Annotated in this window: 26 protein-coding genes and 1 pseudogene; 12 read left to right on the plus strand and 15 right to left on the minus strand. The window is 59.7% G+C overall.

Annotated elements, in window-relative coordinates; genetic code table 11:
• The first annotated feature begins 71 nt into the window (after positions 1-71).
• Positions 72-1,601, plus strand: a complete 1,530-nt coding sequence (locus T3A99_RS15215; protein ID WP_047230056.1) for a SulP family inorganic anion transporter — start codon at positions 72-74, stop codon at positions 1,599-1,601.
• Between the two features lie 164 nt (positions 1,602-1,765).
• On the opposite strand, the gene T3A99_RS15220 is transcribed toward T3A99_RS15215, so the two are convergent.
• Positions 1,766-2,416: a hypothetical protein gene (locus T3A99_RS15220; RefSeq protein ID WP_047230055.1), complete on the minus strand. Its 651-nt coding sequence runs from the start codon at positions 2,414-2,416 to the stop codon at positions 1,766-1,768.
• Positions 2,417-2,790: 374 nt separating this feature from the next.
• Here T3A99_RS15220 and coxB point away from each other — a divergent pair, with 374 nt between their 5' ends.
• From coxB to T3A99_RS15240, 4 genes are all read left to right on the plus strand, one after another.
• The gene (gene coxB, locus T3A99_RS15225; protein WP_047230054.1) at positions 2,791-3,918 is read left to right on the plus strand and encodes a cytochrome c oxidase subunit II; all 1,128 of its coding nucleotides are present in this window, start codon (positions 2,791-2,793) and stop codon (positions 3,916-3,918) included.
• A gap of 82 nt (positions 3,919-4,000) precedes the next feature.
• The gene (gene ctaD / locus T3A99_RS15230; RefSeq protein WP_047230053.1) at positions 4,001-5,587 is read left to right on the plus strand and encodes a cytochrome c oxidase subunit I; all 1,587 of its coding nucleotides are present in this window, start codon (positions 4,001-4,003) and stop codon (positions 5,585-5,587) included.
• A gap of 121 nt (positions 5,588-5,708) precedes the next feature.
• Positions 5,709-6,260, plus strand: a complete 552-nt coding sequence (locus T3A99_RS15235) for a cytochrome c oxidase assembly protein (protein WP_047230052.1) — start codon at positions 5,709-5,711, stop codon at positions 6,258-6,260.
• A gap of 24 nt (positions 6,261-6,284) precedes the next feature.
• Positions 6,285-7,172, plus strand: coding sequence for a cytochrome c oxidase subunit 3 (locus T3A99_RS15240; RefSeq protein ID WP_047230051.1), 888 nt, complete (start codon positions 6,285-6,287; stop codon positions 7,170-7,172).
• 24 nt (positions 7,173-7,196) lie between these two features.
• On the opposite strand, the gene T3A99_RS15245 is transcribed toward T3A99_RS15240, so the two are convergent.
• The gene (locus T3A99_RS15245) at positions 7,197-7,400 is read right to left on the minus strand and encodes a twin transmembrane helix small protein (RefSeq protein WP_014335867.1); all 204 of its coding nucleotides are present in this window, start codon (positions 7,398-7,400) and stop codon (positions 7,197-7,199) included.
• A gap of 70 nt (positions 7,401-7,470) precedes the next feature.
• Here T3A99_RS15245 and T3A99_RS15250 point away from each other — a divergent pair, with 70 nt between their 5' ends.
• The 6 genes from T3A99_RS15250 (at position 7,471) to T3A99_RS15275 (ending at position 12,411) form a co-directional block, all read left to right on the plus strand.
• On the plus strand, positions 7,471-8,208 hold the full coding sequence (locus T3A99_RS15250) for an SURF1 family protein (RefSeq protein WP_047230050.1): 738 nt from the start codon (positions 7,471-7,473) through the stop codon (positions 8,206-8,208).
• Positions 8,174-8,767: a hypothetical protein gene (locus T3A99_RS15255; protein WP_047230049.1), complete on the plus strand. Its 594-nt coding sequence runs from the start codon at positions 8,174-8,176 to the stop codon at positions 8,765-8,767. Before T3A99_RS15250 ends, T3A99_RS15255 begins: the two co-directional genes overlap by 35 nt.
• Positions 8,768-8,777: 10 nt before the next feature.
• On the plus strand, positions 8,778-9,857 hold the full coding sequence (locus T3A99_RS15260) for a COX15/CtaA family protein (protein WP_047230048.1): 1,080 nt from the start codon (positions 8,778-8,780) through the stop codon (positions 9,855-9,857).
• Positions 9,845-10,744 (plus strand): heme o synthase, encoded by a 900-nt coding sequence (gene cyoE, locus T3A99_RS15265; protein ID WP_322834530.1) that lies wholly within the window; start codon positions 9,845-9,847, stop codon positions 10,742-10,744. The genes T3A99_RS15260 and cyoE overlap by 13 nt, the downstream gene beginning before the upstream one ends.
• Complete coding sequence (locus T3A99_RS15270) at positions 10,741-11,376, plus strand: SCO family protein (RefSeq protein WP_076383131.1); 636 nt, start codon at positions 10,741-10,743, stop codon at positions 11,374-11,376. The genes cyoE and T3A99_RS15270 overlap by 4 nt, the downstream gene beginning before the upstream one ends.
• Before the next feature lie 675 nt (positions 11,377-12,051).
• Entirely contained in the window at positions 12,052-12,411 is a 360-nt protein-coding gene (locus T3A99_RS15275) for a DUF6124 family protein (RefSeq protein WP_281459668.1), read from the plus strand.
• Positions 12,412-12,471: 60 nt separating this feature from the next.
• On the opposite strand, the gene T3A99_RS15280 is transcribed toward T3A99_RS15275, so the two are convergent.
• Complete coding sequence (locus T3A99_RS15280; protein WP_107323203.1) at positions 12,472-13,635, minus strand: ATP-binding protein; 1,164 nt, start codon at positions 13,633-13,635, stop codon at positions 12,472-12,474.
• Between the two features lie 530 nt (positions 13,636-14,165).
• On the minus strand, positions 14,166-14,684 hold the full coding sequence (locus T3A99_RS15285) for a hypothetical protein (protein WP_107323202.1): 519 nt from the start codon (positions 14,682-14,684) through the stop codon (positions 14,166-14,168).
• 303 nt (positions 14,685-14,987) lie between these two features.
• Between T3A99_RS15285 and T3A99_RS15290 the strand changes: the two are divergent.
• A pseudogene (locus tag T3A99_RS15290) lies at positions 14,988-15,487 on the plus strand (AAA family ATPase).
• A gap of 95 nt (positions 15,488-15,582) precedes the next feature.
• On the opposite strand, the gene T3A99_RS15295 reads toward T3A99_RS15290, so the two are convergent.
• The 11 genes from T3A99_RS15295 to fmt form a co-directional block, all read right to left on the minus strand.
• Positions 15,583-16,260 carry a DUF2459 domain-containing protein gene (locus T3A99_RS15295; RefSeq protein ID WP_322834531.1) on the minus strand — a complete coding sequence of 226 codons (678 nt, stop codon included), beginning with the start codon at positions 16,258-16,260 and terminating at the stop codon, positions 15,583-15,585.
• Between the two features lie 236 nt (positions 16,261-16,496).
• On the minus strand, positions 16,497-16,814 hold the full coding sequence (locus T3A99_RS15300; protein WP_139048734.1) for a DUF6966 domain-containing protein: 318 nt from the start codon (positions 16,812-16,814) through the stop codon (positions 16,497-16,499).
• A gap of 157 nt (positions 16,815-16,971) precedes the next feature.
• Entirely contained in the window at positions 16,972-17,382 is a 411-nt protein-coding gene (locus T3A99_RS15305) for a hypothetical protein (protein WP_139048733.1), read from the minus strand.
• An 82-nt stretch (positions 17,383-17,464) separates the two neighbouring features.
• Positions 17,465-17,707, minus strand: a complete 243-nt coding sequence (locus T3A99_RS15310; RefSeq protein ID WP_107323197.1) for a hypothetical protein — start codon at positions 17,705-17,707, stop codon at positions 17,465-17,467.
• Positions 17,708-17,776: 69 nt separating this feature from the next.
• Positions 17,777-18,199: a hypothetical protein gene (locus T3A99_RS15315; RefSeq protein WP_322834532.1), complete on the minus strand. Its 423-nt coding sequence runs from the start codon at positions 18,197-18,199 to the stop codon at positions 17,777-17,779.
• A gap of 360 nt (positions 18,200-18,559) precedes the next feature.
• Positions 18,560-20,548: a M10 family metallopeptidase C-terminal domain-containing protein gene (locus tag T3A99_RS15320; protein ID WP_322834533.1), complete on the minus strand. Its 1,989-nt coding sequence runs from the start codon at positions 20,546-20,548 to the stop codon at positions 18,560-18,562.
• A gap of 377 nt (positions 20,549-20,925) precedes the next feature.
• Positions 20,926-21,540, minus strand: coding sequence for an alpha/beta fold hydrolase (locus tag T3A99_RS15325; RefSeq protein ID WP_107323194.1), 615 nt, complete (start codon positions 21,538-21,540; stop codon positions 20,926-20,928).
• 352 nt (positions 21,541-21,892) lie between these two features.
• Positions 21,893-22,204: a tetratricopeptide repeat protein gene (locus tag T3A99_RS15330; protein ID WP_047229821.1), complete on the minus strand. Its 312-nt coding sequence runs from the start codon at positions 22,202-22,204 to the stop codon at positions 21,893-21,895.
• Positions 22,205-22,381: 177 nt separating this feature from the next.
• Positions 22,382-23,755, minus strand: a complete 1,374-nt coding sequence (gene trkA, locus T3A99_RS15335) for a Trk system potassium transporter TrkA (protein ID WP_322834534.1) — start codon at positions 23,753-23,755, stop codon at positions 22,382-22,384.
• 24 nt (positions 23,756-23,779) lie between these two features.
• Positions 23,780-25,090, minus strand: coding sequence for a 16S rRNA (cytosine(967)-C(5))-methyltransferase RsmB (gene rsmB / locus T3A99_RS15340; RefSeq protein WP_139048728.1), 1,311 nt, complete (start codon positions 25,088-25,090; stop codon positions 23,780-23,782).
• A complete protein-coding gene (gene fmt, locus T3A99_RS15345) occupies positions 25,087-26,046 on the minus strand; it encodes a methionyl-tRNA formyltransferase (RefSeq protein ID WP_160891474.1) in 960 nt (319 codons plus the stop codon). Before fmt ends, rsmB begins: the two co-directional genes overlap by 4 nt.
• Between the last annotated feature and the right edge of the window lie 5 nt (positions 26,047-26,051).

Raw genomic sequence — 26,051 nt, forward strand, 5'->3', positions numbered from 1 at the left:
GGTACAAGCCCAGCCTGCCATTTGAGCGGTCGGGCCTTGCCATGCCTGAAGAAAACTTCGGGAGAGTCGCCATGCGTGCTGCTCAATTAAAAGCTGTTCTGCCACGGGAGCTGTTGGCTTCCGTGGTGGTGTTTCTGGTGGCGCTGCCCTTGTGCATGGGCATTGCCATCGCGTCCGGCCTGCCACCGGCCAAAGGTCTGATCACCGGCATCATCGGTGGTCTGGTGGTGGGTTTTCTGGCCGGCTCCAAGTTGCAAGTCAGCGGCCCGGCCGCCGGGTTGGCGGTACTGGTCTTCGAACTGGTGCGCCAGCACGGCGTCGCGATGCTCGGGCCGATTCTGCTGTTGGCCGGTCTTCTACAGTTACTGGCCGGGCGCTTTCGCCTGGGCTGCTGGTTCCGGGTAACCGCGCCCGCGGTGGTCTACGGCATGCTGGCGGGTATCGGTGTGCTGATCGTGTTGTCCCAGGTCCATGTGATGCTCGACGCGGTGCCTAAGCCGTCGGGGCTGGATAATCTGGCGGCGTTCCCTGCGGCAGTGGCCCAGGCGTTGCCGTCGTTCGGCTGGCAGGCGGGTCTGCTCGGTTTGTCGACGATTGCGGTGATGTGGCTGTGGGAAAAGTTTCGCCCTCACAGCTTGCGCTTTGTTCCCGGTGCCTTGCTCGGCGTGGGCCTGGCGACCATTGCCAGCCTGCTGCTGGCCTTGCAGGTCAAGCGCGTGGAAGTCCCGGAGAACCTTGCCGAAGCCATTGATTGGCTGCGCCCGGCGGACCTGCTGAACCTGGCCGACCCCACGTTGCTGATCGCCGCCTTCGCTGTCGCTTTCATCGCCAGTGCCGAAACGCTGCTCTCGGCCGCTGCCGTGGACCGCATGCACAGCGGCGAACGCGCAGACTTCGACCGGGAACTGTCCGCCCAGGGCATCGGTAACATGCTCTGCGGTCTGCTCGGCGCCCTGCCGATGACCGGCGTGATCGTGCGCAGTTCGGCCAACGTCCAGGCCGGGGCCACCACGCGGATGTCGACGATTTTCCATGGCCTGTGGCTGTTGCTCTTCGTGCTTCTGCTGTCCAGCGTGCTACAGAGCATTCCGGTGGCGAGCCTGGCGGGTGTGTTGGTGTACACCGGTTTCAAACTGGTGGATCTCAAGGCGTTTCGCGGGCTGGGACGGTATGGCCGGATGCCGATGTTCACCTATGCCGCGACGGCGCTGGCGATCATCTTCACCGACCTGCTGACCGGCGTATTGATCGGTTTCGGCCTGACCCTGGCAAAACTGGCCTGGAAAGCTTCCCGACTGAAAATCAGCCTGATCGATCTGCCCCAGGAGGGTGAGATGGAATTGCGACTGGTGGGGGCGGCAACCTTCCTGAAGGTTCCGGCGCTGACCCAGGTGCTGGGCACCATTCCGACAGGCGCGACGGTGCATGTGCCGCTCAATAACCTGAGCTACATCGACCATTCGTGCCTGGAGCTTTTGGAAGAATGGGGCCGGGCGAATGCCAGCAAGGGTTCGAAGTTGTTGATCGAATCCCGTGGGCTCAAGCGCAGGCTGGAAGGGCGCTTGCGCACCACGGTGGGAGTGGGCGCAGCAGCTACCTGACACCTTGAGCAAAATGTGGGAGCGAGCCTGCTCGCGATAGCGGTGAATCAGTCGACATTAATGTTGCAGGTTCAACCGCTATCGCGAGCAGGCTCGCTCCCACAGGGATCTGTGGTGGGCACAATTTCTGTGAACACCCACAAGGGATGAGTGTTTCAGCCAGATCAAGCCGCCGGCTGATCCAGCTCCAGCCCTACTCCCAACTGCCGCGACAGGCACGGCCAGCGTTTCCAGGCAGCGCCCGTGTCCGGGTTACTGAGTTTTTCCCGGTAAGACTCCACCGACTCCAGCGCAAAGCTGTCTTCGTCGAGCATTTCATCGACCGCGTGATGCACCGCTTCATCCAGTTGATTGGCAAAGGGTTCGCCGATCAAATGGTGAGCGATCAGGTTGGCCACCGTCATATCCAACGGAATCAGCGGCTGGCCGAAGTGCTTGATGTACAGGTCGTTGACCTCTTCCACCAGCCGATGGGCCAGGTAGGCTTCGTCCAGCAGGCTGTCCAGGCCAACGTGACCCTCCATGACCTTGGGTGGCTGGAGGAAAAACTGCTCGGCGATTTTCAGCACCGGTTTGATCTGCGATTCGATGCCGGCTTCGCGGGCCACCTCGTTGGCTGCGTCCAGCAGGTCGGGCACTTGCTCGATATACGCGGTGACAAAGCGGGTCATCACGCCCTTGGCGTCGATGTCCGGCAGTTGGATCGCGGCGTGCAGGTTCGGCAGCTGGGCTTCCAGCTGACGCGTCAGTTGGCCGGTCTCGGCCTCATGTTGTTGGGCTTTTTGGATCTGCTCGCGCAATGCGGCGGTGTTCATGACAACTCCAGGGAACAAGGCAATGAAATAAGGAAGACATAACTTAGCTGGCGCAAAAACACTCCTAAGACCTATTTTTCATAAACCTACTCATCCTTGATACGTCGCAGTTATATCGGTTTGCCATCACTCAGGTTCGCATCCTTCTCCATTCGTGGGCTCTAGCGCAAGCCCTGCCTGTTTCAAACGATTTACGCCATCGCGTTGCGAGGTTCCAGTCGCTGTCTATACTCGGTTTGGAATGGAGTTAGCTGATGACACCCGATTGCATGTGCAGCAAGGCGCGGCGAGTCAAGTTGGTAGTCTGAAGTAGCCGATCCCTTGCCGCTGGCGTTACGCCGACGGGATAACAAGAACGATAAGGGGAACCCGCAATGACGCGACATCCACACGTATGGATGGGCCTCCTGTTGTGGTCGATTTTCAGCCAGGCGCAAGCGGCCTGGACTGTGAATATGGCGCCTGGAGCGACACAGATCAGCAATGCAGTGTTCGACCTGCACATGACCATCTTCTGGATCTGTGTAGTGATCGGCATCATCGTCTTCGGCGCCATGTTCTGGTCGATGATGATGCACCGCCGCTCAACCGGCCAGAACGCGGCCAATTTCCACGAAAACACCCGCGTCGAAATCCTCTGGACCATCGTGCCTTTCCTGATCCTGGTTGCCATGGCGGTTCCCGCCACCGCGACCCTGATCAAGATGTACGACTCCAGCGAGTCGGACATCGATATCCAGGTCACCGGCTATCAGTGGAAGTGGCACTACAAGTACCTGGGGCAAGACGTCGAGTTCTTCAGCAACCTGGCCACCCCCGCCGAACAAATCAATAACCAGAGCGCCAAGGGCGAACATTACCTGCTGGAAGTCGACAAGCCGCTGGTGCTGCCGGTCGATGCCAAGGTGCGCTTTCTGGTCACCTCCGCCGACGTGATCCACTCCTGGTGGGTGCCAGCGTTCGCGGTCAAACGCGATGCGATTCCCGGCTTCGTCAACGAAGCCTGGACCCGCGTCGACAAACCCGGCCTGTATCGCGGCCAATGCGCCGAACTGTGCGGCAAGGACCACGGGTTCATGCCCATCGTTGTCGAGGTCAAGAGCAAGCCCGACTACGAAGCATGGCTGGCCGAGCGCAAGGCCGAAGCGGCGCAACTCAAAGAGCTGACCAGCAAGGAATGGACCCTGCAAGAGCTCATCGAACGTGGCGACAAGGTCTATCACACCACCTGCGTGGCCTGTCACCAGGCCGAAGGCCAGGGCCTGCCGCCGATGTTCCCGGCGCTCAAGGGCTCGAAAATCGCCACTGGCCCTGTGGCTGATCACCTGAACATTGTCTTTCACGGCAAACCGGGCACCTCCATGGCGGCGTTCGGCAAACAGTTGTCGGAAGTCGATATCGCGGCGGTCGTGACCTATGAACGTAACGCCTGGGGCAACAACAAGGGCGACATGGTTACGCCTAAACAAGTGCTGGAACTCAAACAGGCAGAAAGCCAATGAGCCGGCCTGACGTTTGTTCCCGCAACCGGTCGCAGCTCATCGCCGCGCGCCGCCCAGCCCACTCGTTCGAAGGAGACAGGACATGAGTGCTGTGATCGATGACCACGGTCATGCCGACCACGCCCACGGCCCCGCCAAAGGGCTGATGCGCTGGGTACTGACCACCAACCACAAGGATATCGGCACGCTGTACCTGTGGTTCGCCTTCTCCATGTTCCTGCTGGGCGGCTCGTTCGCCATGGTGATCCGCGCCGAGCTGTTCCAGCCCGGCCTGCAGATCGTGCAGCCGGAGTTCTTCAACCAGATGACCACCATGCATGGCTTGGTGATGGTCTTCGGCGCGGTGATGCCGGCCTTCGTCGGCCTGGCCAACTGGATGATCCCACTGATGATCGGGGCGCCGGACATGGCCCTGCCACGGATGAACAACTTCAGTTTCTGGTTGTTGCCGGCGGCGTTCCTGATGCTGGTGTCGACGCTGTTCACCCCTGGCGGCGGGCCGAACTTCGGCTGGACCTTCTACGCGCCGCTGTCCACCACCTATGCGCCGGAAAGCGTGACGTTCTTTATCTTTGCCATCCACCTGATGGGCATCAGCTCGATCATGGGCGCGATCAACGTGGTCGCCACCATCCTCAACCTGCGTGCCCCCGGCATGACCCTGATGAAAATGCCGCTGTTCGTCTGGACCTGGCTGATCACCGCGTTCCTGCTGATCGCAGTGATGCCGGTGCTGGCCGGCTGCGTGACGATGATGCTGATGGACATCCACTTCGGCACCAGCTTCTTCAGTGCTGCCGGCGGCGGTGACCCGGTGCTGTTCCAGCACGTGTTCTGGTTCTTCGGCCATCCCGAGGTGTACATCATGATCCTGCCGGCCTTCGGTGCCGTCAGCTCGATCATCCCGGCCTTCTCCCGCAAACCGTTGTTTGGCTACACCTCCATGGTCTACGCCACGGCCGCCATTGCGTTCCTGTCGTTTATCGTCTGGGCGCACCACATGTTCGTGGTGGGCATTCCGCTGGTGGGCGAGCTGTTCTTCATGTACGCCACCCTGCTGATCGCCGTGCCCACCGGGGTAAAGGTGTTCAACTGGGCCAGCACTATGTGGCAAGGCTCGCTGACCTTCGAGACGCCGATGCTGTTTGCCGTGGCGTTCGTGATCCTGTTTTCCATCGGCGGCTTCTCCGGACTGATGCTGGCCATCGCTCCGGCGGACTTCCAGTATCAGGACACCTACTTCGTGGTCGCGCACTTCCACTATGTGCTGGTGCCCGGCGCGATCTTCGGGATCTTCGCCTCGGCCTACTACTGGCTGCCGAAATGGACCGGCCACATGTACGACGAAACCCTTGGCAAGCTGCACTTCTGGCTGTCGTTCGTCGGCATGAACCTGGCGTTCTTCCCGATGCACTTCGTAGGCTTGGCGGGCATGCCCCGGCGGATCCCGGACTACAACCTGCAGTTCGCCGACTTCAACATGGTCTCGTCCATCGGCGCGTTCATGTTCGGCACTACGCAACTGTTCTTCCTGTTCATCGTGATCAAGACCATCCGCGGCGGCGAGCCGGCTCCGGCCAAGCCGTGGGATGGGGCCGAAGGGTTGGAGTGGAGCGTGCCTTCACCGGCGCCGTATCACACCTTCACTACGCCGCCGGAAGTGAAATAGATGACACCGGGGCCTTATGTGGGAGCGAGCTTGCTCGCGATAGCGGTGTATCTGACACACCGAGTCGCCGCCATCGCGAGCAAGCTCGCTCCCACAGGGTTCTCGGTAGGGACTGGAAATCATGGCTGATTCGATTTCGCTGAAGAAACTGGTCACGCGCCTGCTAGTGGTAGTGGTGGCCATGTTTGCCTTCGGGTTTGCCCTGGTGCCGATCTACGACGTGATGTGCCGGGTATTCGGCATCAACGGCAAAACCGCAGGGCAGTACGAAGGTGAACAAATCGTCGATCAATCGCGCCAGGTTCGCGTGCAGTTCCTGTCGACCAACTCCGTGGACATGGTCTGGGATTTCTATCCTAAAGCCGACCAATTGGTGGTTCAGCCCGGGGCCGTGAACGAGATGGTGTTCATTGCCCACAACCCCACCGATCGGCCGATGAGCGCCCAGGCAGTCCCCAGCATCGCGCCGAGCAACGCGGCGGCCTATTTCCACAAGACCGAATGCTTTTGTTTTACCCAGCAAGTGCTGCAACCCGGCGAACGTATCGAAATGCCCATGCGCTTCATCGTTGACCGGGACATGCCCAAGGAAGTGAAGCACCTGACGCTGTCCTACACGCTGTTCGATATCACCGCTCGTCATCCACCGGTGGCTGTAAACACTGACCGATAGCGTGCCCGATAAGGAGAACAATAAATGGCAACTCACGAACACTATTACGTTCCGGCCCAGAGTAAATGGCCGATCATCGCCACCGTCGGGATGTTCGTCACGGTGTACGGCCTGGCGACCTGGTTCAACGACCTGAAGGCTGACCGGCCCGACTCCAACGGCCCGCTGATCTTTTTTGTCGGCGGCCTGTTGCTGGCCTACATGCTGTTCGGCTGGTTCGGCGCGGTCATCAAGGAAAGTCGCGCCGGGCTCTACAGTGCGCAGCTCGACCGCTCGTTTCGCTGGGGCATGAGCTGGTTCATCTTCTCTGAAGTGATGTTCTTCATCGCCTTCTTCGGCGCGCTGTTCTATGTGCGCATGATCTCGGCGCCTGGCCTGGCCGGTGAAGGCAGCAAGGGCCTGTCGGAGATGCTTTGGCCGAACTTCGAATACGTCTGGCCGTTGCTGAACAACCCCGACCCTAAGCTTTTCCCTCCGCCCAAGGATGTGATCAGCCCTTGGGGCTTGCCGCTGCTCAACACCATCCTGCTGGTCAGTTCCAGCGTCACCGTGACCATCGCCCACCATGCCCTGAAAAAAGGCCATCGCGGTGCGCTGAAAATCTGGCTGGCGATCACCGTGCTGCTGGGTTGCGCCTTCCTGGGCTTCCAGGCCGAGGAATACATCCACGCCTATAAAGAGCTGGGCCTGACGCTGGGCTCGGGAATCTATGGCGCAACGTTCTTCATGCTCACCGGTTTCCACGGCGCTCACGTCACCATCGGCACGATCATTTTGTTCGTGATGCTGATGCGCATCATGCGCGGGCATTTCGACAACGAGCATCAGTTCGGCTTCGAGGCCGCGAGCTGGTACTGGCACTTCGTCGATGTGGTGTGGATCGGCTTGTTCTTCTTCGTCTACATCCTCTGAGGCAGCCGTTACCAAGGCGGCTCTTTACCAAGGAGCATGCGACACCAACTGGCCGCTGAAAAAACCCCAGGCAATCAAGCCGACGGTGGCGGCGGCCAGACTGACCCGAATCGCCAGGGCGATGACCAGGCGATTGGAACTGCTGTCGTCCTTGACCAGAAAAAACAGGCCGCTGAACAGGCTCGCAATCGTGGCAATCAGCATCAGGACGATGGCTGCTTTTAGCATTAGGGACACTCCGGGGGGACGCGATGCACGTGAGTATAGCTATCTCGTTCGACAGCTTTGGAACGGCGCCATGAAAGGCTTCCGGCCAGGCATCGTGCCGTCACTGGTGGTAGCCGTGCTGTTGCCGGTGATGGTGTGCCTGGGGTTCTGGCAATTGAGCCGGGGCGAACAAAAGCGCGTGCTCATGGACAGTTACGCCGAACGCCGCGTGGCGCAGCCGATGGCAAGCGTGGAGTTGCAACACACGGCGGACCCGGCCTTTCGACCGGTCAGCCTGCGGGGCCAGTTCGACGCCGAACACAGCATCCTGCTGGATAACCGCCAGCACGACGGCAAGGTCGGCGTGGAGTTGCTCCAACCCTTTCTCGACCAGGCGACCGGGCTCTGGCTGCTGGTCAATCGTGGCTGGTTGCCCTGGCCTGACCGGCGCACTCCGCCGGCCTTCAGCACCCCCGAACAAGCGGTGAACCTTCAAGCCTGGGTCTACGTTGCTCCGGGCACCACGTTCCAGCTCCACGCCGACCCAGCCGACGCGCCGTGGCCGCGACTGGTGACCGCGGTCGAGCCGGACAAGCTCTGGGCCGAACTGGGCCGCAACGGTTTCGCCTACCAATTACGCCAGCAAAGTGGCCCCGGCGCCTATCGGACCGATTGGCCGGTAGTGGCCATGGGGCCGGAAAAACACCTCGGCTATGCCGTGCAGTGGTTCGCCATGGCGGCGGCGCTGTTCGGCCTCTTTCTTTATCTCGGATGGCATAACGCAGGGAGACAGCATGGGAACCACCATGAATCCAACCAACACGTCTGAGGCACCTACGGCGCGCAACCGTCGCAAGGGGCGCCTACAACTGCTGCTGATCGTGCTCGGGGTGATCGGCCCGATGATCCTGGCCACCGGCATGTACAAATTCCAGTTCTGGGTCCCGGAAAGCCGCAGCTACCACGGCGAACTGATCGGCAACGGCCAGACCCGCGCCGAGATCGGCGTACAAGCCGATGAGCAGCGCTGGCAGATCCTGGTCACGGCGCCGCAGGAATGTTCGGCTGATTGCCGGCAACTGGTCTACCTGGCCCGTCAGGTGCAGATCGGCCTGGGTCGCGACGCCTCCCGCGCCAGCCATGCCCTGGCCATCGCCCAGCCGCTGGACGCGCAATACGACGCCCAACTGCAACGCGAATACCCCCAACTGCAACGCTACCCGCTGGACCTGCCGGCCTATCAGAAAGGCGCCCAAGGCAGCGGCGAAGCGCAGCTGTGGATCATCGATCCCCATAGCAACCTGGTGCTGCGCTATGACGCCCGGGTCAAGGGCAAGGCACTGCTCAACGACCTGCGACATCTGTTGAAACTGTCGAACATCGGATGAGGGCAACGACATGGCCAAACCTGGATTTCGCCTCGCGCTGTTTGCCACGTTGCTGGCACTGATCGTCGTACTGCTGGGCGCCTACACCCGGCTCACCCACGCCGGCCTCGGCTGCCCGGACTGGCCCGGTTGCTACGGCTTCATCAGCGTACCCAAGAGCGAAGCCCAGCTGGCACATGCCGAACTGCACTTTCCCGACGCCCCGGTGGAAGCCCACAAGGGCTGGAACGAGATGGTCCATCGCTACTTCGCCGGCCTGCTGGGGCTGATGATTACCGTGCTGGCTGCCCGGGCCTGGATGAACCGGCGTCACCCAGGCCTGCCCTTGAAGCTGCCGCTGTTTCTGCTGGCGGTGGTCTTTGCCCAGGCGGCATTCGGCATGTGGACCGTGACCCTCAAACTGTGGCCGCAAGTGGTGACCGGGCATTTGCTGGGCGGGTTCGCGACCCTCAGCCTGCTGTTTCTGCTCACGTTGAGATTGTCTGGTGTGTTGCCGGCGCTGACCGTGCCCAAGCGTCTGCAACATTGGGCCACCGCCGGGTTACTGCTGGTGATCGGCCAGATCGCCCTCGGCGGCTGGGTCAGTTCCAATTACGCCGCCGTAGCCTGCGTTGATTTCCCGACCTGCCACGGGCAATGGCTGCCACCGGCGGATTTTGCCAACGGCTTTCATCTGACCCAGCACATCGGCCCCAACTACCTGGGTGGCCAGCTCGACAGCGATGCGCGCACCGCCATTCACTTGACCCACCGTATCGGCGCGTTGCTGGTGACGGTGGTGCTGTTGGGGCTGGCTTGGCAGTTGAAGACCGTCGGCATGACACGCCTGGCCGGGCTGGTGTTGATAGCCCTGGCGGCCCAGATCACCCTGGGCATCAGCAACGTGCTGTTCCACCTGCCGCTGCCGGTCGCCGTGGCCCACAACGCCGGAGGCGCCGCGCTGTTGTTGAGCCTGGTGCTGGTCAATTATCACGCCCGTACCAGTCTGGTCCGGGTCAAGCATCAAGTCCCGCTGCGCTGGCGCTTCAACCCGCATAAACACGGCCCCAGCCCCATAACAATAAAAGGAGAGATGCCATGGCAACCTTGACCGGTGAACGCCACAGCCAAGCGATCTGGCGCGATTATCTGGAGCTGACCAAGCCCAAGGTGGTGGTGCTGATGCTGATCACCTCGCTGGTGGGCATGTTCCTCGCCACCCGCGCCGGGGTGCCGTGGACGGTGCTGGTGTTCGGCAACCTGGGCATCGCCCTGTGTGCCGGCGGCGCGGCGGCGGTCAACCATGTGGTGGACCGGCGCATCGATGCGGTGATGGCCCGTACCCATAAACGCCCGCTGGCCGAAGGCCGAGTCTCACCGGCCGCCGCACTGACCTTCGCCCTGGCACTGGCTGTGGCCGGCCAAGCGCTGTTGCTGGCGTTCACCAACCCGCTGACCGCCTGGCTGACCCTGGCCTCCTTACTCGGTTATGCGGTGATCTACACCGGTTTCCTCAAACGGGCGACGCCGCAGAACATCGTCATCGGCGGCCTGGCCGGCGCGGCGCCACCGTTGCTGGGCTGGGTGGCCGCCACCGGTCATGTCAGCGCCGAACCGCTGCTGCTGGTGCTGATCATCTTCGCCTGGACCCCGCCGCATTTCTGGGCCCTGGCGATTCATCGCAAGGAGGAATACGCCAAGGCCGATATCCCGATGCTGCCGGTGACCCACGGCGAGCACTACACCAAGGTGCATATCCTGCTGTACACCCTGGCGCTGCTGGCAGTAAGCCTGATGCCCTTTGTGATCCAGATGGGCGGCTTGCTGTACCTGGTTTGCGCCCTCGTGCTGGGCGCCCGGTTTCTGCAATGGGCCGTGGTGTTGTACCGTGGCAGTCGGCCGCACGCGGCGATCAACACGTTCAAGTACTCTATCTGGTACTTGTTCCTGCTGTTCATCGCCCTGCTTGTAGATCACTACTTACTGTTGAGCCTATGACTCGAACCCAGAAAACCGTCTTTATTCTCGTGGCCGTGATCGCGCTGATCCTCGGCCTTACCATCAATAAAGTGCTGACCGGCAAAGGCGAAGGCGACCCCACGGCGCTGATCGACGCCGGCATCATCCTGCTGCCTCAAAGCCGCAACCTGCCGGACGTGAAAATGACCGACCAGGACGGTCAGCCAGTGACGATGGACGGATTGAAAGACAAATGGAGCCTGCTGTTCTTCGGCTACACCTTCTGCCCGGACATCTGCCCGACCACCCTCGCCCAACTGCGCCAGATCAAAAGCGAACTGCCGCCCGAGGCTGTGGATAAATTGCAGATCGTACTGGTGAGCGTCGACCCGAACCGCGACACGCCCAAGCAACTCAAGCAGTACCTGGGCTACTTCGACCCGCAGTTCATCGGCCTGACCCCGTCATCGATCGAAGACCTGCAGAAACTCGCCAACGCGGTGAGCATTCCGTTCATCCCGGCGGACACCAGCAAACCCAACTACACCGTCGATCACAGCGGCAACCTCGCGGTCATTGGCCCGGACGGTACTCAACGCGGGTTTATTCGTGCGCCGTTGAACAACCAGAAACTGGTGGCGCAGTTGCCGGAGATGCTCAAGCGTAAATAAGGCCAAGGCGAGGCCCCCGCGGGAATACAGTATCTGCAACACTCCGATCCCCTGTGGGAGCGAGCTTGCTCGCGATGACGCCTGCCCAGACACCCCCATGGCGAGGGCGCTTGCTCCCGCTCGGCTGCGCAGCAGTCGCAAAACCGCACAATACGGTTGACCTGAAGAAATGCAGGGGCCCGCTGCGCAGGCCAGCGGGAGCAAGCTCCCTCGCCACAGGTGGTTTGTGTCGAACCGAATATCCAGCCCAACGCAGCCCCCTGTGGGAGCGAGCCTGCTCGCGATGAAATCGACGCGGTTCCAGACCAAAACAAGTCACCCGCATCGCCGGCAAACCCCGCTCCTACAGAACCTGCCTACACACCTTCACCAAGCCACGCATCCTTGCGCCTTTGCCTACAACTACGCCAGAATCCGCCCGCTTGTGCGCCTTGTCCCGGGGTTCTATTGTCTTCCTGCCACTGCCCATCAGTGGTCGGGTTTAGTAGCCCGGGTCCCACTTCGGTTGTACAAGTCTCATCAGTCAGGCATTTGCCTGTTCTCGATGGTGGCTGTGCGCATGGCGCCCTCGGGCGCGCCGGGTTTGGTGTGGGTTACCGGTCTACTAACTTGCGCACAGCCGCCACCCTTTCGTTTAGTAGCGAGATGGTGCGGCCTAATATGAGGCCCACACCTATGTTCAAAATAACCCCGAATCCGCCAGAGGCAGATTCCACTTCTACATCCGCAAAATCGAAAGCCAAGCAGCAAGACGAAACCACCAAACGCGTGCTTGATCACTACTTGTTACCGAAACCGGATAAATCCCAAGACGACCCAAAACCGGGGCAGCTATACACCGTCGTGAAAGGCCTCGATAACGAATGCTTGCTCGCCAACCTCAGCGAAACCCTGGCTTCGGCTGATGCCATGGTGAGTGATCTGGCGTTTGATCTGGATGGATCGAGGCGCCATGTGGCGCAGGGGATTCAGCAGTTAATTGAGCTGAGTTCGTTGTTGGCGAATCGGGTGTTGGATAACGTCGACCCACGTTAACCGCAACACCATCAAGCTGTGTGGCGAGGAGATATTCCCCTCGCCACACATTGCAGGCCCTCATTCCTGGCGACGCATGAATTCTGCGAAAAGAGGAACTGTAAAATTCAGATATCCGTGATCTGTGCTGTAGATCATTCCCTTGGAGATGATGTTAGCCCGAGTCGGACCAAGCGATGATTGAGGACGCCCCATCACCTTCGCAACATCAGCGATGGCATAGGGGCCATCGCCAAGGGTGGACATGGCTTTTACAAACTGAACCTCCGAAGGTGTAAGCCGATCGATACGGACCCTGAAGAAGCCCGCATCGAGAGAGGCCAATGTCTCCGAATAAGAATGCTCGACATCGTCAGCGGTAATTTCAGGTCCCTCGGCGTTGTTCCATGCCGTGGATGCCCACTCTTGAAGAAAGAAAGGATAGCCCTGCGTCCGATCAACAATGCTGTCCAGAGCTGCAGTGTCGATAGAGGCTTGCTCCTCTAGGATCGGCTTTTGAACGGCTTGAGCCGCAGACGGTTGATCAAGCGCCCCCACCTCCGGGTAAAGGAAAAGCCGCTCGGCATATGACTTCGCCTCACCCGCCAACCGAGCAACTTGCGGAAGACCTGCACCGACCAGCAGCACCGGAAGCCCTTCTTGCGACATGCGATGGATAGAGACAATCAGTGCCGATAGATCTGCTTCGGTGAGGTATTGGACTTCATCAATGAGAAGAATCCAGCCTTTACCGGCGGCCTGTGCGGCTTCACCTATTACAGTAAAAAGATCTGGAAGGTCGTATTGAAGATTTCCGCTATCCGCGAGTCCAGGCTCAGGCTCAACACCAATCTCAATACCGCCAATATCAATCTTGAAGATTGATGCAAAGCTGCGAAGTCCTTTTAGCCCACGATTAGCAATTTGCTTGGCGACCTCAACGCTGGAAAGCGCGCGCATGACCTTTCGCATTTCAGGATAAAGAAGACGTGCAAGGCTTTCACGTTCTGGCGCCTCCACTTTGGAGACGAAAAGACCTTCCTCCTTTGCAATTTTTCCTATCTCATTCAACAGGACCGTCTTACCCGTGCCTCTTAAGCCAAGGAGCATGATGGAACGAGCACTTCGCCCATTGACGGCTCGCCCACAGGCAATTCTTGCCGCCTCAAGAATCAGGTCGCGCCCCGCCAGTTCAGGGGGCCTGCTGCCCGCCCCGGGCGCAAACGGATTACGGTAGGGATCCATGTCGACCTCACGAAATAGCAAAATCTATAGAAAGATAGCTAAAGCTAGCTGAAATACCTAGTTTTTGCTATGCATTGCTATCATTCAATAGAAGCGGATTTATTTCTGATGTTTTCTATGAGTGCTGCGCACTCAAGCGGGGGCAAGCGCCCTCGTCACGGTAGATCGAGTCGCCGGGGGGTATCAGGGGTGACGGTCCAGTTTCTTGAGAAACTCGGTCATTTCCTTTTCCGCCTGCGGAAACGGGACATGGGCAAACGCGCGGAAACGGGGAAGGAAACGGGACAGACCACGATTATGAGACGGTCCGATTACAGGTGAGCGCAAAATCGTGATCTGTCCCCAGTTCCCGCAACAACTCAGATTTTCAGCTCGATCACACGCCCCAAAAAATCGCCATGATCAATGAAATTATTGGTATTACGGACGGTGCCGCGTTGTTGAGCAGATTTGAAAACGAGGCCAAAGCCATTCTTCAGTATCCGTCCGAAAAGATTCAACCGACGCGCAACGGATGCCGTGCAGTGCCTTTATTTAACGAACCTCAGGCATGCGAACCCAGTCTTGATTTGCAGCTGTTGAATGGGTTCGACGCTCTCCTGATCGCCGACTTTCTTGATCACGCCTACCCCGCAGAAGTATTCGTCGCGGTTGAAGATTGGGAGAATGCCCACCTTGGGCTTGCTCCAGGAGCCTTGGATCAAGGTGTAGGTGGCGCCGTTCTGTGGCGTGAAGGAGAACGGTATTTGACACACGCTGCTTCCTGCGACCTGCCCATAGGTCAGGATCAGCTCCTTGTTCACGGCAACCCGGGATTCGATGTAGTCGCCGTTAGAGGGCAGGATTGTGTAACCCGCATAGCATCCATTATCGCTGAAGGTCATGGCATCCAGTCTCGCACCATTTCCAGCCTTGAGGCGAACCGTTGCGGAGGGTTCATTGGGGCCGGGAACGACATACTGCTTGCCCTGCAAAAAAGAAGTGCAACCGCTAATTACCAGCGCACCGGCCAACAAGATACAGCGGCCGGACTTTTGATTGAGGTACATCCATCTCTCCCTGATTTCCATTGGGTGCCCTGACCTTTCCGGGGCTTGGGGCTACCGAATCGCGGGCTGATGATAATGGATTCCGTGGTGTATCAACCAGATTCGGGACAACAGCTCCCTAGCCACTCACTGAAACGGCGACAGCCCACGATGATGAGACGGTCCGGTTACAGGTGAACGCAAAATCATGGTCTCTTTCCGAAGTAGCGCCAAGGACGTAAACCCACCTTGCAGTTGACGGAGACGCGCATCGACGTAAAATCGCGCCCCCAAAATCAGCATGCATAGCGAAAAGGAGCTTCGATGCAACGGGTGATGATTGTTGGTCAGCCTGGGTCTGGAAAGAGCACCTTGGCACGTAAGCTTGGCGAGCATACGGGCTTGCCTGTCGTTCATATCGACACTATTCACTGGCTGCTGACGAAAAAACGCGCCTCTGTCGCGAGGTCGAGGCCCGTGATCGCTGGATATTCGAAGGAGGCCATTCAGCCACTTGGGACAACCGATTGAGCCGCGCAGATCTTTTGATATGGATTGATCGATCGGCGACGCTTAGATTCTGGCGCGTACTGCTCAGAACGCTGCTTAAGCACGGTCGATCTCGGCCTGACTTGCCGGAGAACTGCCCCGAACGACTGGCTAATCTGCCGGAGTTTTTCAGGTTCATGTGGCGAACGAAAAAATCAGCACGAGCGAAGATGGAACAACTTGTGGCGACTGCGCCATCGGCATGCAGCGTAGTCTGTCTGCGGTCTAATCGGGACACCAGGATTTTTCTCGCGAACATTGGAAGTGTCGACTGACTAGGCCACATCACGATTCTCCTTGGACAAAGGGATTCATTTTCAGAAAATCTCTCTTTCCCCTTGTCAGTCTCCCTTTTTCAGTCGTCCCCTTTTCAGTCAACGCAGGATGCACCGACCGCTGTCGCCCGGCGTAACTGCGACATAACGCTCCCCGCCGTAATCACTGCAGTAGGCGACATTTGGCAGTTGCTCGCGGCCAGCGCCTCTGCGACCCAGGTATTGCAGGTATAAAACAGCGAATAGCGACCCTCGGCCTGGTAGAACCGGCTCTCTCCATACAGACCAGGCCCGAGCACCACCAAGGTGCCCGTCGCTGAGTGGGTGAAGGTCCTGGCCACGAACGCGAGCAATCGTTGGTAGCTGTCCTCCGTCACCCGCACCTCGATGACCTCGCTCGCGGCGAAGCGCCGCCTGGGGTCCCCGTCAATCTTGACCGCATGCAGCACGGCTGCCGTCGACCCGAACAAGGCGCGCAGGGCGAGGCTCAAGGTGGCCTGTGGGGCTCGGTAAAAATCCTCGTCACCCCAACCGAACTCAACGAAGTCGCCGTCGCTGAACGCTTCGGCCAGTGCGGGAAGCACCTGAAGTAGATCGGGGCGCGCAATTACCAACCCGGTATGCAGGCCATGATTCACTACATAGAAGGACCGCCAATCGCCACCCGCACTCCTCGGCGGGTCCGACGCGGTAGCGCAGCCGAACAGCGTGAGGACCAGGGCCAGCACTACAACGCTGCTGTTCGAATGCAGGTCTATGCCACAGAATTTCATCACAGCCTCCTCAGCAGAAGTCTAAGTTCGCACCTTGAATTTTGCGCCACCTCTGTGAGGGGGAAGGCCGGCCAGATGATTCTCAGATTTATTTTGTCTAGTCCTGAATAAGGTTTACACCTGTTTCAGGACTAGACACTGCCGTGTCGAGAGTTGGATTCATCTACTGCCGTCTAAGGTTTGACGCGAAGGGAATGCACAAACGCGGCTGCGGGGGACGTTGTTTAGGTGCCTGATCAATCTTGAGACCGTTTTATTGCGTAGGCGAGCTGCTCGGCGTTGTTGCGCAATTCAATGAATTTTTCGTTTAGCTCGACATGACCTGGATTCCAGGAAAGGACGCCACCGACATAGCTTTGACCAAGAATGAGATCATTTAATGAGCCCATTCCGCCATAGGCTGACAGTAGATACTCAATCCCAGAGTAATCAGAATCCAGCAATAGTGCCCTTGCCTTACGCATCCAGAAACTCCAGTGGGTGTCTCCGCCGCTTTCAAGCACTATTGCAAGCTGATCAAGAATGCAGATCAGCTCTTCAGTTTTCGGTCCCATTTCTCGACATAGTCCAAGTGAAGTGCGGCATGAGGAGGATGATTCGCTATTGAGTATTTCTCGCCTACTAGCTAAAAAAGCTACTGTTTCGCCATCAGGATGTCCAGGGGCCGCTCTCTGCCGGTGACGACAGTCGAGAATCGGCCACAGCGGGCGCCTAGACATCAATCTCACATATTGCTTCCTCCGCCTGTATCCGTAACGTCAGCCCTGACGCAAAGCACACAACTAAGTGCTGGTCTGCCGGAATGTTATCCGCCAGGTAAAAATTTTTCGTCTCAGCACCAGACTCCACAGTTCCAATCGCATGAAGTACACAATCATCCTCGGCCAAATCCGGATCGCGCCCCTCGGCACGAAAGTAGCTCACCTCACGGAATTTCACGGTGATCTGTCTCGCTTCCTCTGGTGGCACCCAGTCTTCGGTGCGCCGAGTAAACCTGAGAATGAGTGTGCGCTCTAGCGCTGCATAGTGAATGGCGCTGGCCGCATAGAAGTTATGTAGGTCGTGGGCTCGTCCTTCGGCCTCGACCTCAATGTGGCCAAACGTAAAACCTCGAAATTGCATCAACGGCTCCTCATCGCGACGGGTGCATAAAAAGAGCGAAAGGCGAAGAATACATTTTCAGAAGAACTCTCCCCTTTACCATTCAGCCAACCTCCTCAAACCGCCGCCGCTTCATGAACAACCCCATCCCTATCGCCACGGCAAAAACCGACAGCAACCCCAGATCAAACCCCAACAAGCGGGTCTGACCGGCCAAAACGCAGCCAACCACACCCGCCGCCACCAACACCACGCCTAGCCACTTGCGTAGCAGATAGGGTTTGAGGAATCGATCGAGCAGAAAGGACACCACCAAGGCAATGACCAGTTGAGTAATTACGGACATGTACGTCTCCGGTCAGGCCTTGATGATCAATGTCGAGAGAGTGCGTTGCGGACCGATGCCGCCGTTGACCTACGCTTCTATGCTGACCAGTACGTCGCCCGCATGGTAGGTGGGCAGGATTTCATTGGCATACGTGCGCACACCGGCCCCTACAGATGCCGCCACGTAAGAGGGGGCCACAGCCTTGGCGGCGGCAGTGAAGGCCGTAGCTGCAAGGTTGGCGATCGTGGTGCGCTGGGTATTGAGGGCATCGCCCTGTTGCCGGGTCAGCGGCTTGGAGATACCGATCATCATCACGCACGGCAGGTTTTTGGCCAGCATCTTGTCGTACACCTCGACGACCTTGCTGTTGACCTCATAGTGGGCGCTTTTCGCTTCGCCAAAATGCAGCTCGCGCAAGCGCCCACGTTCGCTGTCGGTGAGGGTGATCCGCGAGACGTTGAAGACGATCCCGTGATTGCCCATGTATTGGAAAGTCCCTTCGAACTTCATCGCCCGCATCCTTTTGGGGTAAAGGTGGCGATTCTCTACAAGGAGCGGATTGGATTCAAATCATTTCGCCTTGCCGGCAGGGTGTGTTGGTCATGCGCAGGAGTCGCAGTGTGTCAGACTGATTCCGTTGGCTTTTTTGGGTCTGCTTCGCAGCCCAGCGGGGATAAATCCCCTCGCCACAGGGTTTTGTGTGTTGGCTGTTTGGCGGGCTGTTATTGAAGACGTGGTCGGCTTTTTTATGAGTGCTTCGCACTCAAGCGGGAGCAAGCTCCCTCGCCATAGAACGCTGTTTTGCGTGGTTTCACGCCGCCGAGGTCCAGGTAGCCCTTATCCAGGCCGAAGCACAGCAGGGAGTGCGTTTTAAACCCAGAAGTCGTTAGCCACTCCAATCAATTGAATAGCCTCCTCTTCCAAGGGCTCGGCGAAGATGATGTTCAAGTCGCGGTAACCGGAATGGTCCCCCACCAAGCTCAACTCAAATCGAGCCCCAACTGCATCGGCTTCGTAGCTCTTCAAGTAAGTCAGGTTCTTGGCTTCATTGAAAATCACGTCCAACGTGCCGTCGTAACCATTCCCCAGTCGGGTAAAGCCCAAGGCGGACAAGTCGATCGTGTCTTCACCCGCGGTATAGTCCATCAGGCGATCAGTATGGTTTTCGGTGGCGGTACGGTAGCTGTCGCTCAATCCGTCGAAGCGGAACACATCGTTGTTACCGCCACCCACCAATAGGTCTCGACCCTCTCCGCCAACCAACACATCATTCCCTAACGCGCCATAAAGGCGATCATCGCCCGCTAAGCCTTCGATGATTTCGCTTCGAGCGTTACCTTGTAAACGATCATCCCCTTCGGTGCCCATCAACCTGGCTTGCTGAAACAGGAGGTTGGTTTCATTCAGCGTTTGGCCCAAGTTACCGTCGAAGACCACTTCGAAGCGTTCCCCATCGGCGTTGGCCTCGAAACTCTTGAGGTAGGTCCGCGTCCCGCTTTCATTGACGCGTATCGCCAGCGTTCCGTCATGGCCATTACCCAGCCCGAGGAAGCCCAGGGAGGAGAGGTCGAGGGTATCGCTGCCGGGGTTGAAGTCGGTGATTCGGTCGCTATGGGCCGCGGTTGCGGTTCGGTAGCTGTCGGTGACTGACTGGTAACGGAAGGTGTCGGCCCCGGCACCGCCCGTCAGCAGGTCGCGACCTTGCTGGCCATCGAGCAGATCGTTACCGGCCCCGCCAAGGATCGCATCGTCGAACGAGGCGGTCCCGAGCAAGAAGTCATCGTTGTGGCCACCGTCAAGGTGGTAATAGCCGTCGTCTGGATTGCCAAAGCTGTGGTCCAGGCGACCGTCGGGGTTCAACTGGACCAAGGCGGCCAGATAGCCGTCCGAGCTCGTACCTTGGCTTCCACCAATCAATAGCCTGCCGTCGGCCAGCACGATCATGTCGGCGACTGCGAACGGAGCGCTTTCCGAGCCCCAACTTACCCGACCTTGTTCACCGAAATCGCTGTCGAGTGAGCCGTCGGCATTGAGTCGGATGACGGTCGCCACGCCGCCCGAGGCGCCCGCCAGCAGGATTTTGCCGTCATCCTGGATGACCAGGGCGTCTGCGTGAACATCCAGGGCCAGGCTGCCGCCGTTCGCAAAGCTGCTATCCAGCGTACCGTCCGGGTTGAGACGGGTCAGGGTGTCTTGCCCCGTGACCAATACCTTCCCGTCTCCCTGCAGCGAAACGTCGAGCGTGCCGCTGGGGTGAATGCCGATGGACGCGGGTAGGTGCAGGACCCCGGCCTCTCCAAAAGACGAAATCAAGGCCCCCGTCGCGTCGAAGCGGGCGATATAGATCTCCCCAGAGGGATATCCAGCGCTGGCGAAAAAGCTGCCGTCGCGTTGCACGGAGAACGACGCTTGCTGGCCTAGATCTTCATTCCAATAGAAAGGCACTGTCACGGTGCCGCCGTTCCCGAAACTCGTATCGAGGCTGCCGTCCGCCAAGTTACGAGTGATGCCCGACACCCAGGCGTCGCCTACTTTCACGTAGCGCGCCACCAGGTAGCCCCCGCCCGGCTGCACGGCGGCATTGCCGCCGTCCTCGATGTCGAGCGACACCGGGAGAAGAGATTTACCGTCGCTGCTGAAGTCGCGGTCCAGGCTGCCGTTGGCATTGAACCGGACCAGGCTGCCGGTGAAGCCTGAATCCTCTTCGCCTCCTAGCCCCAGGCGACTATAAGCGCCAAGCCAGATCGCACCGTCCGGATCGACCGTGATACCTGCGATTTTGTCCGAGCCCCATAAGGTCGTGGCGACCATGCCTGTTTTTTGCACAGTTGAAGCGGCGGGCGAAATGCTCTGGCTCATGTCCATGCCTCCGGTAGCTGTCTGGCGCCAAAGACTATAGGCATGGGTCGGTCGGGTTGCCACTTTACGAGACGAAGGGAGGTTCTTGGGCGACCTTCTGCTATCGATGCAACCAGCCTCCGGCAACTGCGCAAGATAACGCTAGGCTGGCTGAAGTTGCGTGTTGGCTGTTTGGCGGACTGGTATTGAGAACGCGATGGGCTTTTCTGTGAGTGCTTTGCACTCAAGCGGGAGCAAGCTCCCTCGCCACCGGGGGCGAGCCTTCAAGACTTGAGAGCGGTGTCAGGGGTGAAGAAACGTGAAGAAACGGGACAGATTTATTTTCATAAATGCCCCTGCTTCCTTTTCCCCTGACCCAGTAGCAACAAGTCCCCCGCTCACCCGCAGGCCAGATGTCTCTCGATCAACTTTGCCACCTCATCTGCATGCGTACAGCCCAGACTGTGATCGGCGCCAGGGAAAACGTGTAGCTGCGCACGGGGTAACAGTTCAGCAAGGCACTGGCCGACGCGAACGGGGCTGATCGGGTCAGCATCTCCCCAGAGGAGCAGGACCGGCATACGCAACTCGGCCAACCGGAGCGTGAGGTCGGTGCGATCGTCGAGAAACCACCTCGGCAGTGTCGGGTTGGCGGCAGCAAAATCCGGGCGCCAGTCCTGCGCATCCAGATCAGACATATTCATCCCGCCAGAGGTGACGGTCAGCGTCAGGTGCGTGATCAACTCAGGGCGTTCAAGCGCTGCAAGCACAGCAACGATACCGCCCATGGACTGCGCCACCAGCGCTGTCGGCCGGTCGATCTCGGCCAGCACGCACGTCGCCAGATCTTCCATGCCGGTTATGCCAGGCATGGGCGGCGTGTCTCCAAAGCCAGGCCAGCCGATATGGACCTGCTGCGCCGGGTAGGCCAGGCGCTCGGCAACCGGGTGCCAGAACTGGGTGTTACCAGAGGCACCGGGTAGGAAGAGCAGTTTGGTGGGGGATGCAATCACGGGTTCGGTCCTTGAAGGTGGGATTGAAAGAGTCAGCAGGAGGACAAATGGATGCCGCAAGCTTCGGCAACCACTTCGCAACGAGAGCCGCCGGTAGCGAAGGGTCGGTCTTGGCCAATGACGATCAGTTAAGCCGCAAACCTGTGGGAGCAAAGCTTGCTCGCGATTGGGGCAGGTCAGTCGACATCTGGTTTGGCTGGTCTATCGCTATCGCGAGCAAGCTTTGCTCCCACAGATTTTGCGCCGGCTGAGCTTTTAGCGGATCGGCAGTGGATTGGGAGGGCTTTTTTGTGAGTGCTTCGCACTCAAGCGGGAGCAAGCTCCCTCGCCACAAAAGCAGTTTTGTGTGAAGTCAGGGGTGGCGGTCCAGTTTTTTCAGGAACACGGTCATTTCTTTTTCGGCTTGTTTGTCGCCGTGGGCTCGGGCGGCTTCGAGGCCTTGTTCCCAGGCTTGGCGGGCTGCCGGTAGGTCGCCTTGGCCTTGGTGGGCCTTGCCCAGCAGTTTCCAGGCGGCTGAGTATTTTGGGTCGAGTTCGACGCAGCGTTGGAAGTGTTCGGCGGCCCGGGCGAATTCGCCGAGGTCCAGGTAGCCCTTGCCCAGGCCGAATCGCAGCAATGAGTTATCCACACCTTTGGCGAGCATTTTTTCCAGGGAGTCGAGCATGGCGGCGTCCTTATCTGGTGTGTCAGGGGTTGATTAGTTGGCTGCTAGATAGCTATCGCGAGCAAGCTCGCTCCCACAGGGGTTGGGGTTGCCCACGATATTTGTGAGCAATGGAGATCCTCTGTGGGAGCGAGCCTGCTCGCGATGAGGCCCGGTCCATCACCGCAAAATTCTGGATCAGAAGAAACTCAACCCCACATGGAACAGCTTCTCCACATCACGAATATGCTTTTTATCCACCAGGAACAGGATCACATGGTCGCTGGTCTGGATCATGGTGTCGTCGTGGGCGATGAGCACTTGTTCGTCGCGGATGATGGCGCCGATGGTGGTGCCTGGCGGCAGGCCGAGGTCGCGGATGGCCTTGCCGATGACTTTGCTGGACTTGGCATCGCCATGGGCAATCGCCTCGATGGCTTCGGCCGCGCCACGGCGCAGGGAGTGCACGCTGACGATGTCGCCGCGCCGCACGTGGGCCAGCAAGGTGCCGATGGTTGCCAGTTGCGGGCTGATGGCGATGTCGATCTCGCCACCCTGGATCAGGTCGACGTAGGCCGGGTTGTTGATGATGGTCATCACCTTCTTCGCCCCTAGGCGCTTGGCCAGCAGCGAGGACATGATGTTGGCTTCGTCGTCGTTGGTCAGGGCCAGGAAGATGTCGGCGTCGGCGATGTTTTCTTCCAGCAGCAAGTCACGGTCCGAGGCGCTGCCCTGCAACACCACGGTGCTGTCGAGGTTATCCGAGAGGTAACGGCAGCGCGCCGGGTTCATCTCGATGATCTTGACCTGATAGCGGCTTTCGATGGCTTCGGCCAGACGCTCGCCGATCTGCCCGCCGCCGGCAATCACGATGCGCTTGTTGTTTTCGTCGAGACGGCGCATTTCGCTCATCACCGCGCGAATATTGGCCTTGGCGGCGATGAAAAAAACCTCGTCGTCCGCTTCGATCACGGTATCGCCCTGGGGCAGGATCGGCCGGTCACGTCGGAAAATCGCCGCGACCCGCGTCTCCACATTCGGCATGTGCTCGCGCAGCTGGCGCAGTTGCTGGCCCACCAGCGGTCCGCCGTAGTAGGCCTTGACCGCGACCAATTGCGCCTTGCCTTCGGCAAAGTCGATCACCTGCAAAGCGCCCGGGTGTTCGATCAGGCGCTTGATGTAGTTGGTCACCACTTGCTCGGGGCTGATCAGTACATCCACCGGGATCGCTTCGTTGTCGAACAGGTCGGCGCGGGTCAGGTAGGCCGCCTCGCGCACCCGGGCGATCTTGGTCGGGGTGTGGAACAGCGTGTGAGCGACCTGGCAGGCCACCATGTTGGTTTCATCGCTGTTGGTGACAGCCACCAGCATGTCGGCATCGTCGGCACCGGCCTGACGCAACACCGTAGGCAATGAGCCACGGCCCTGTACGGTACGGATGTCGAGGCGGTCACCGAGATCGCGCAGGCGGTCACCGTCGGTGTCGACCACGGTGATGTCGTTGGCTTCACTGGCCAGATGTTCAGCCAGCGAACCGCCGACCTGCCCTGCGCCGAGGATGATGATTTTCATCCGGTCACTCCTATCGAATCGGTTTTAACCGCGTGCGGCGGCGATCTTGATCAGTTTGGCGTAGTAGAACCCGTCGTGGCCGCCCTCTTGGGCCAGCAACTGCCGACCATGGGGCTGCTTCACCCCGGCCTGGCTGGCAATGTCCAGCTCCCGGGCACCGGGGGTACGGGCGAGGAATGCTTCGATCACTTCGGTGTTCTCGGTCGGCAACGTTGAACACGTGGCATACAGCAGCATGCCGCCGACTTCCAGGGTTATCCACAACGCATCGAGCAATTGCCCCTGCAACACCGCCAATGCGGCGATATCGTCCGGCTGGCGGGTGAGCTTGATGTCGGGATGACGGCGGATCACGCCGGTGGCCGAACACGGTGCGTCCAGCAGGATGCGTTGAAATGGCTTGCCATCCCACCAGCTGGCGGTGTCGCGGCCATCGGCGGCGATCAGTTCGGCGTCCAGGCCAAGGCGTTCGAGGTTTTCCTTCACGCGCACCAGGCGCTTGGCTTCCAGGTCCACCGCCACCACGCCGGCCAGCTTCGGCTCGGCCTCGAGAATGTGGCAGGTCTTGCCACCCGGTGCGCAGCAGGCATCCAGCACGCGTTGGCCGGGCGCCAGCTCCAGCAGGTCGGCAGCCAGTTGCGCGGCTTCGTCCTGGACGCTGATCCAACCGTCGGCAAAGCCCGGCAGCGCGCGTACATCGCCGGGGGTTTCCAGCACGATGCCGTCGCGGCTGTACTGGCACGGGATGGCCGGGATGCCAGCCTCGCCCAGTAACGCCAGGTAGGCATCGCGCGTATGGTGGCGACGGTTGACCCGCAGGATCATCGGCGGATGGGCATTGTTGGCCGCGCAGATAGCCTCCCACTGCTCGGGCCAGAAGGCTTTCAGGGATTTTTGCAACCAGCGCGGGTGGGCAGTGCGCACCACCGGGTCGTGTTCCAGCTCGGCCAACAGGGCTTCGCTTTCCCGTTGGGCGCGGCGCAGCACGGCATTGAGCAGGGCCTTGGCCCACGGCTTTTTCAGTTTGTCGGCGCAGCCCACGGTTTCACCGATGGCGGCGTGGGCAGGCACGCGGGTGTAGAGCAATTGATAGAGCCCCACCAGCAGCAGTGCCTCGACGTCGGCATCGGCGGCCTTGAACGGTTTCTGCAGCAGCTTGGCCGCCAGGGCCGACAAGCGCGGCTGCCAACGGGCGGTGCCGAACGCCAGGTCTTGGGTGAAACCGCGATCACGGTCTTCAACCTTGTCCAGTTGGGTCGGCAGGGAACTGTTGAGTGAGGCTTTTCCGCTCAGGACCGCAGCAAGCGCCTTGGCGGCGGCCAGACGCGGGTTCATGAAGCGTCCGCCGCTTGGCCCAGCACCGTGCCGACGGCAAATTTCTCACGACGGCTGTTGTACAAATCGCTGAAGTTCAGCGCCTTGCCACCGGGTAATTGCAGACGTGTCAGACACAGCGCCTGCTCGCCACAGGCGACAACGAGGCCGTCCTTGCTGGCACCAAGGATTTCACCCGGCGCGCCCTGCCCCTCGACATGGCTTGCCGCCAGCACTTTCAGAGCCTCGCCGTTCAAGGTGCTGTGGCAGATCGGCCACGGGTTGAAGGCACGCACCAGACGCTCCAGCTCGATGGCCGGGCGGCTCCAGTCGATGCGTGCTTCGTCCTTGTTCAGTTTGTGGGCGTAGGTGGCGAGGCTGTCATCCTGCACTTCGCCTTCCAGCGTGCCGGCGGCGAGGCCGGCGATGGCCTGGACCACGGCGGGCGGGCCGATCAGTGCGAGGCGGTCATGCAGGCTGCCGCCGGTGTCTTCGGCGCTGATGGGCGTGCTGACCTTGAGCAGCATCGGCCCGGTGTCCAGGCCGGCTTCCATGCGCATCACGGTGACGCCGCTCTCGGCATCGCCGGCTTGCACGGCGCGCTGGATCGGCGCCGCACCGCGCCAGCGTGGCAGCAGCGAGGCGTGGCTGTTGATACAACCCAGGCGCGGAATGTCCAGCACCACTTGGGGCAGGATCAGGCCGTAGGCGACCACCACCATCAAGTCGGGTTTGAGCGCGGCCAATTCGGCCTGGGCCTGAGCGTCGCGCAGGGTCGGCGGCTGCAAGACCTGCAAACCGTTCTCCAAGGCCAGTTGCTTGACTGGGCTGGGCATCAGTTTTTGCCCGCGACCGGCCGGCCGATCCGGCTGGGTGTAGACCGCGATGATTTCATGGGGGCTGGCCAGCAGGGCCTTGAGGTGTTCGGCGGCGAACTCGGGAGTGCCGGCAAAGACGATGCGCAGTGGCTCAGTCATGGGAA

The organism is Pseudomonas sp. N-137, assembly GCF_034555295.1.
In the GTDB taxonomy this organism is placed as follows: domain Bacteria; phylum Pseudomonadota; class Gammaproteobacteria; order Pseudomonadales; family Pseudomonadaceae; genus Aquipseudomonas; species Aquipseudomonas rhizophila.

Coding starts and splice junctions, on each gene's coding strand:
- T3A99_RS15215 (WP_047230056.1), top strand. CDS start 72: ATGCGTGCTGCTCAATTAAAAGCTGTTCTGCCACGGGAGCTGTTGGCT.
- T3A99_RS15220 (WP_047230055.1), bottom strand. CDS start 2,416: ATGAACACCGCCGCATTGCGCGAGCAGATCCAAAAAGCCCAACAACAT.
- coxB (WP_047230054.1), top strand. CDS start 2,791: ATGACGCGACATCCACACGTATGGATGGGCCTCCTGTTGTGGTCGATT.
- ctaD (WP_047230053.1), top strand. CDS start 4,001: ATGAGTGCTGTGATCGATGACCACGGTCATGCCGACCACGCCCACGGC.
- T3A99_RS15235 (WP_047230052.1), top strand. CDS start 5,709: ATGGCTGATTCGATTTCGCTGAAGAAACTGGTCACGCGCCTGCTAGTG.
- T3A99_RS15240 (WP_047230051.1), top strand. CDS start 6,285: ATGGCAACTCACGAACACTATTACGTTCCGGCCCAGAGTAAATGGCCG.
- T3A99_RS15245 (WP_014335867.1), bottom strand. CDS start 7,400: ATGCTAAAAGCAGCCATCGTCCTGATGCTGATTGCCACGATTGCGAGC.
- T3A99_RS15250 (WP_047230050.1), top strand. CDS start 7,471: ATGAAAGGCTTCCGGCCAGGCATCGTGCCGTCACTGGTGGTAGCCGTG.
- T3A99_RS15255 (WP_047230049.1), top strand. CDS start 8,174: ATGGGAACCACCATGAATCCAACCAACACGTCTGAGGCACCTACGGCG.
- T3A99_RS15260 (WP_047230048.1), top strand. CDS start 8,778: ATGGCCAAACCTGGATTTCGCCTCGCGCTGTTTGCCACGTTGCTGGCA.
- cyoE (WP_322834530.1), top strand. CDS start 9,845: ATGGCAACCTTGACCGGTGAACGCCACAGCCAAGCGATCTGGCGCGAT.
- T3A99_RS15270 (WP_076383131.1), top strand. CDS start 10,741: ATGACTCGAACCCAGAAAACCGTCTTTATTCTCGTGGCCGTGATCGCG.
- T3A99_RS15275 (WP_281459668.1), top strand. CDS start 12,052: ATGTTCAAAATAACCCCGAATCCGCCAGAGGCAGATTCCACTTCTACA.
- T3A99_RS15280 (WP_107323203.1), bottom strand. CDS start 13,635: ATGGATCCCTACCGTAATCCGTTTGCGCCCGGGGCGGGCAGCAGGCCC.
- T3A99_RS15285 (WP_107323202.1), bottom strand. CDS start 14,684: ATGTACCTCAATCAAAAGTCCGGCCGCTGTATCTTGTTGGCCGGTGCG.
- T3A99_RS15295 (WP_322834531.1), bottom strand. CDS start 16,260: ATGAAATTCTGTGGCATAGACCTGCATTCGAACAGCAGCGTTGTAGTG.
- T3A99_RS15300 (WP_139048734.1), bottom strand. CDS start 16,814: ATGGGACCGAAAACTGAAGAGCTGATCTGCATTCTTGATCAGCTTGCA.
- T3A99_RS15305 (WP_139048733.1), bottom strand. CDS start 17,382: ATGCAATTTCGAGGTTTTACGTTTGGCCACATTGAGGTCGAGGCCGAA.
- T3A99_RS15310 (WP_107323197.1), bottom strand. CDS start 17,707: ATGTCCGTAATTACTCAACTGGTCATTGCCTTGGTGGTGTCCTTTCTG.
- T3A99_RS15315 (WP_322834532.1), bottom strand. CDS start 18,199: ATGAAGTTCGAAGGGACTTTCCAATACATGGGCAATCACGGGATCGTC.
- T3A99_RS15320 (WP_322834533.1), bottom strand. CDS start 20,548: ATGAGCCAGAGCATTTCGCCCGCCGCTTCAACTGTGCAAAAAACAGGC.
- T3A99_RS15330 (WP_047229821.1), bottom strand. CDS start 22,204: ATGCTCGACTCCCTGGAAAAAATGCTCGCCAAAGGTGTGGATAACTCA.
- trkA (WP_322834534.1), bottom strand. CDS start 23,755: ATGAAAATCATCATCCTCGGCGCAGGGCAGGTCGGCGGTTCGCTGGCT.
- rsmB (WP_139048728.1), bottom strand. CDS start 25,090: ATGAACCCGCGTCTGGCCGCCGCCAAGGCGCTTGCTGCGGTCCTGAGC.
- fmt (WP_160891474.1), bottom strand. CDS start 26,046: ATGACTGAGCCACTGCGCATCGTCTTTGCCGGCACTCCCGAGTTCGCC.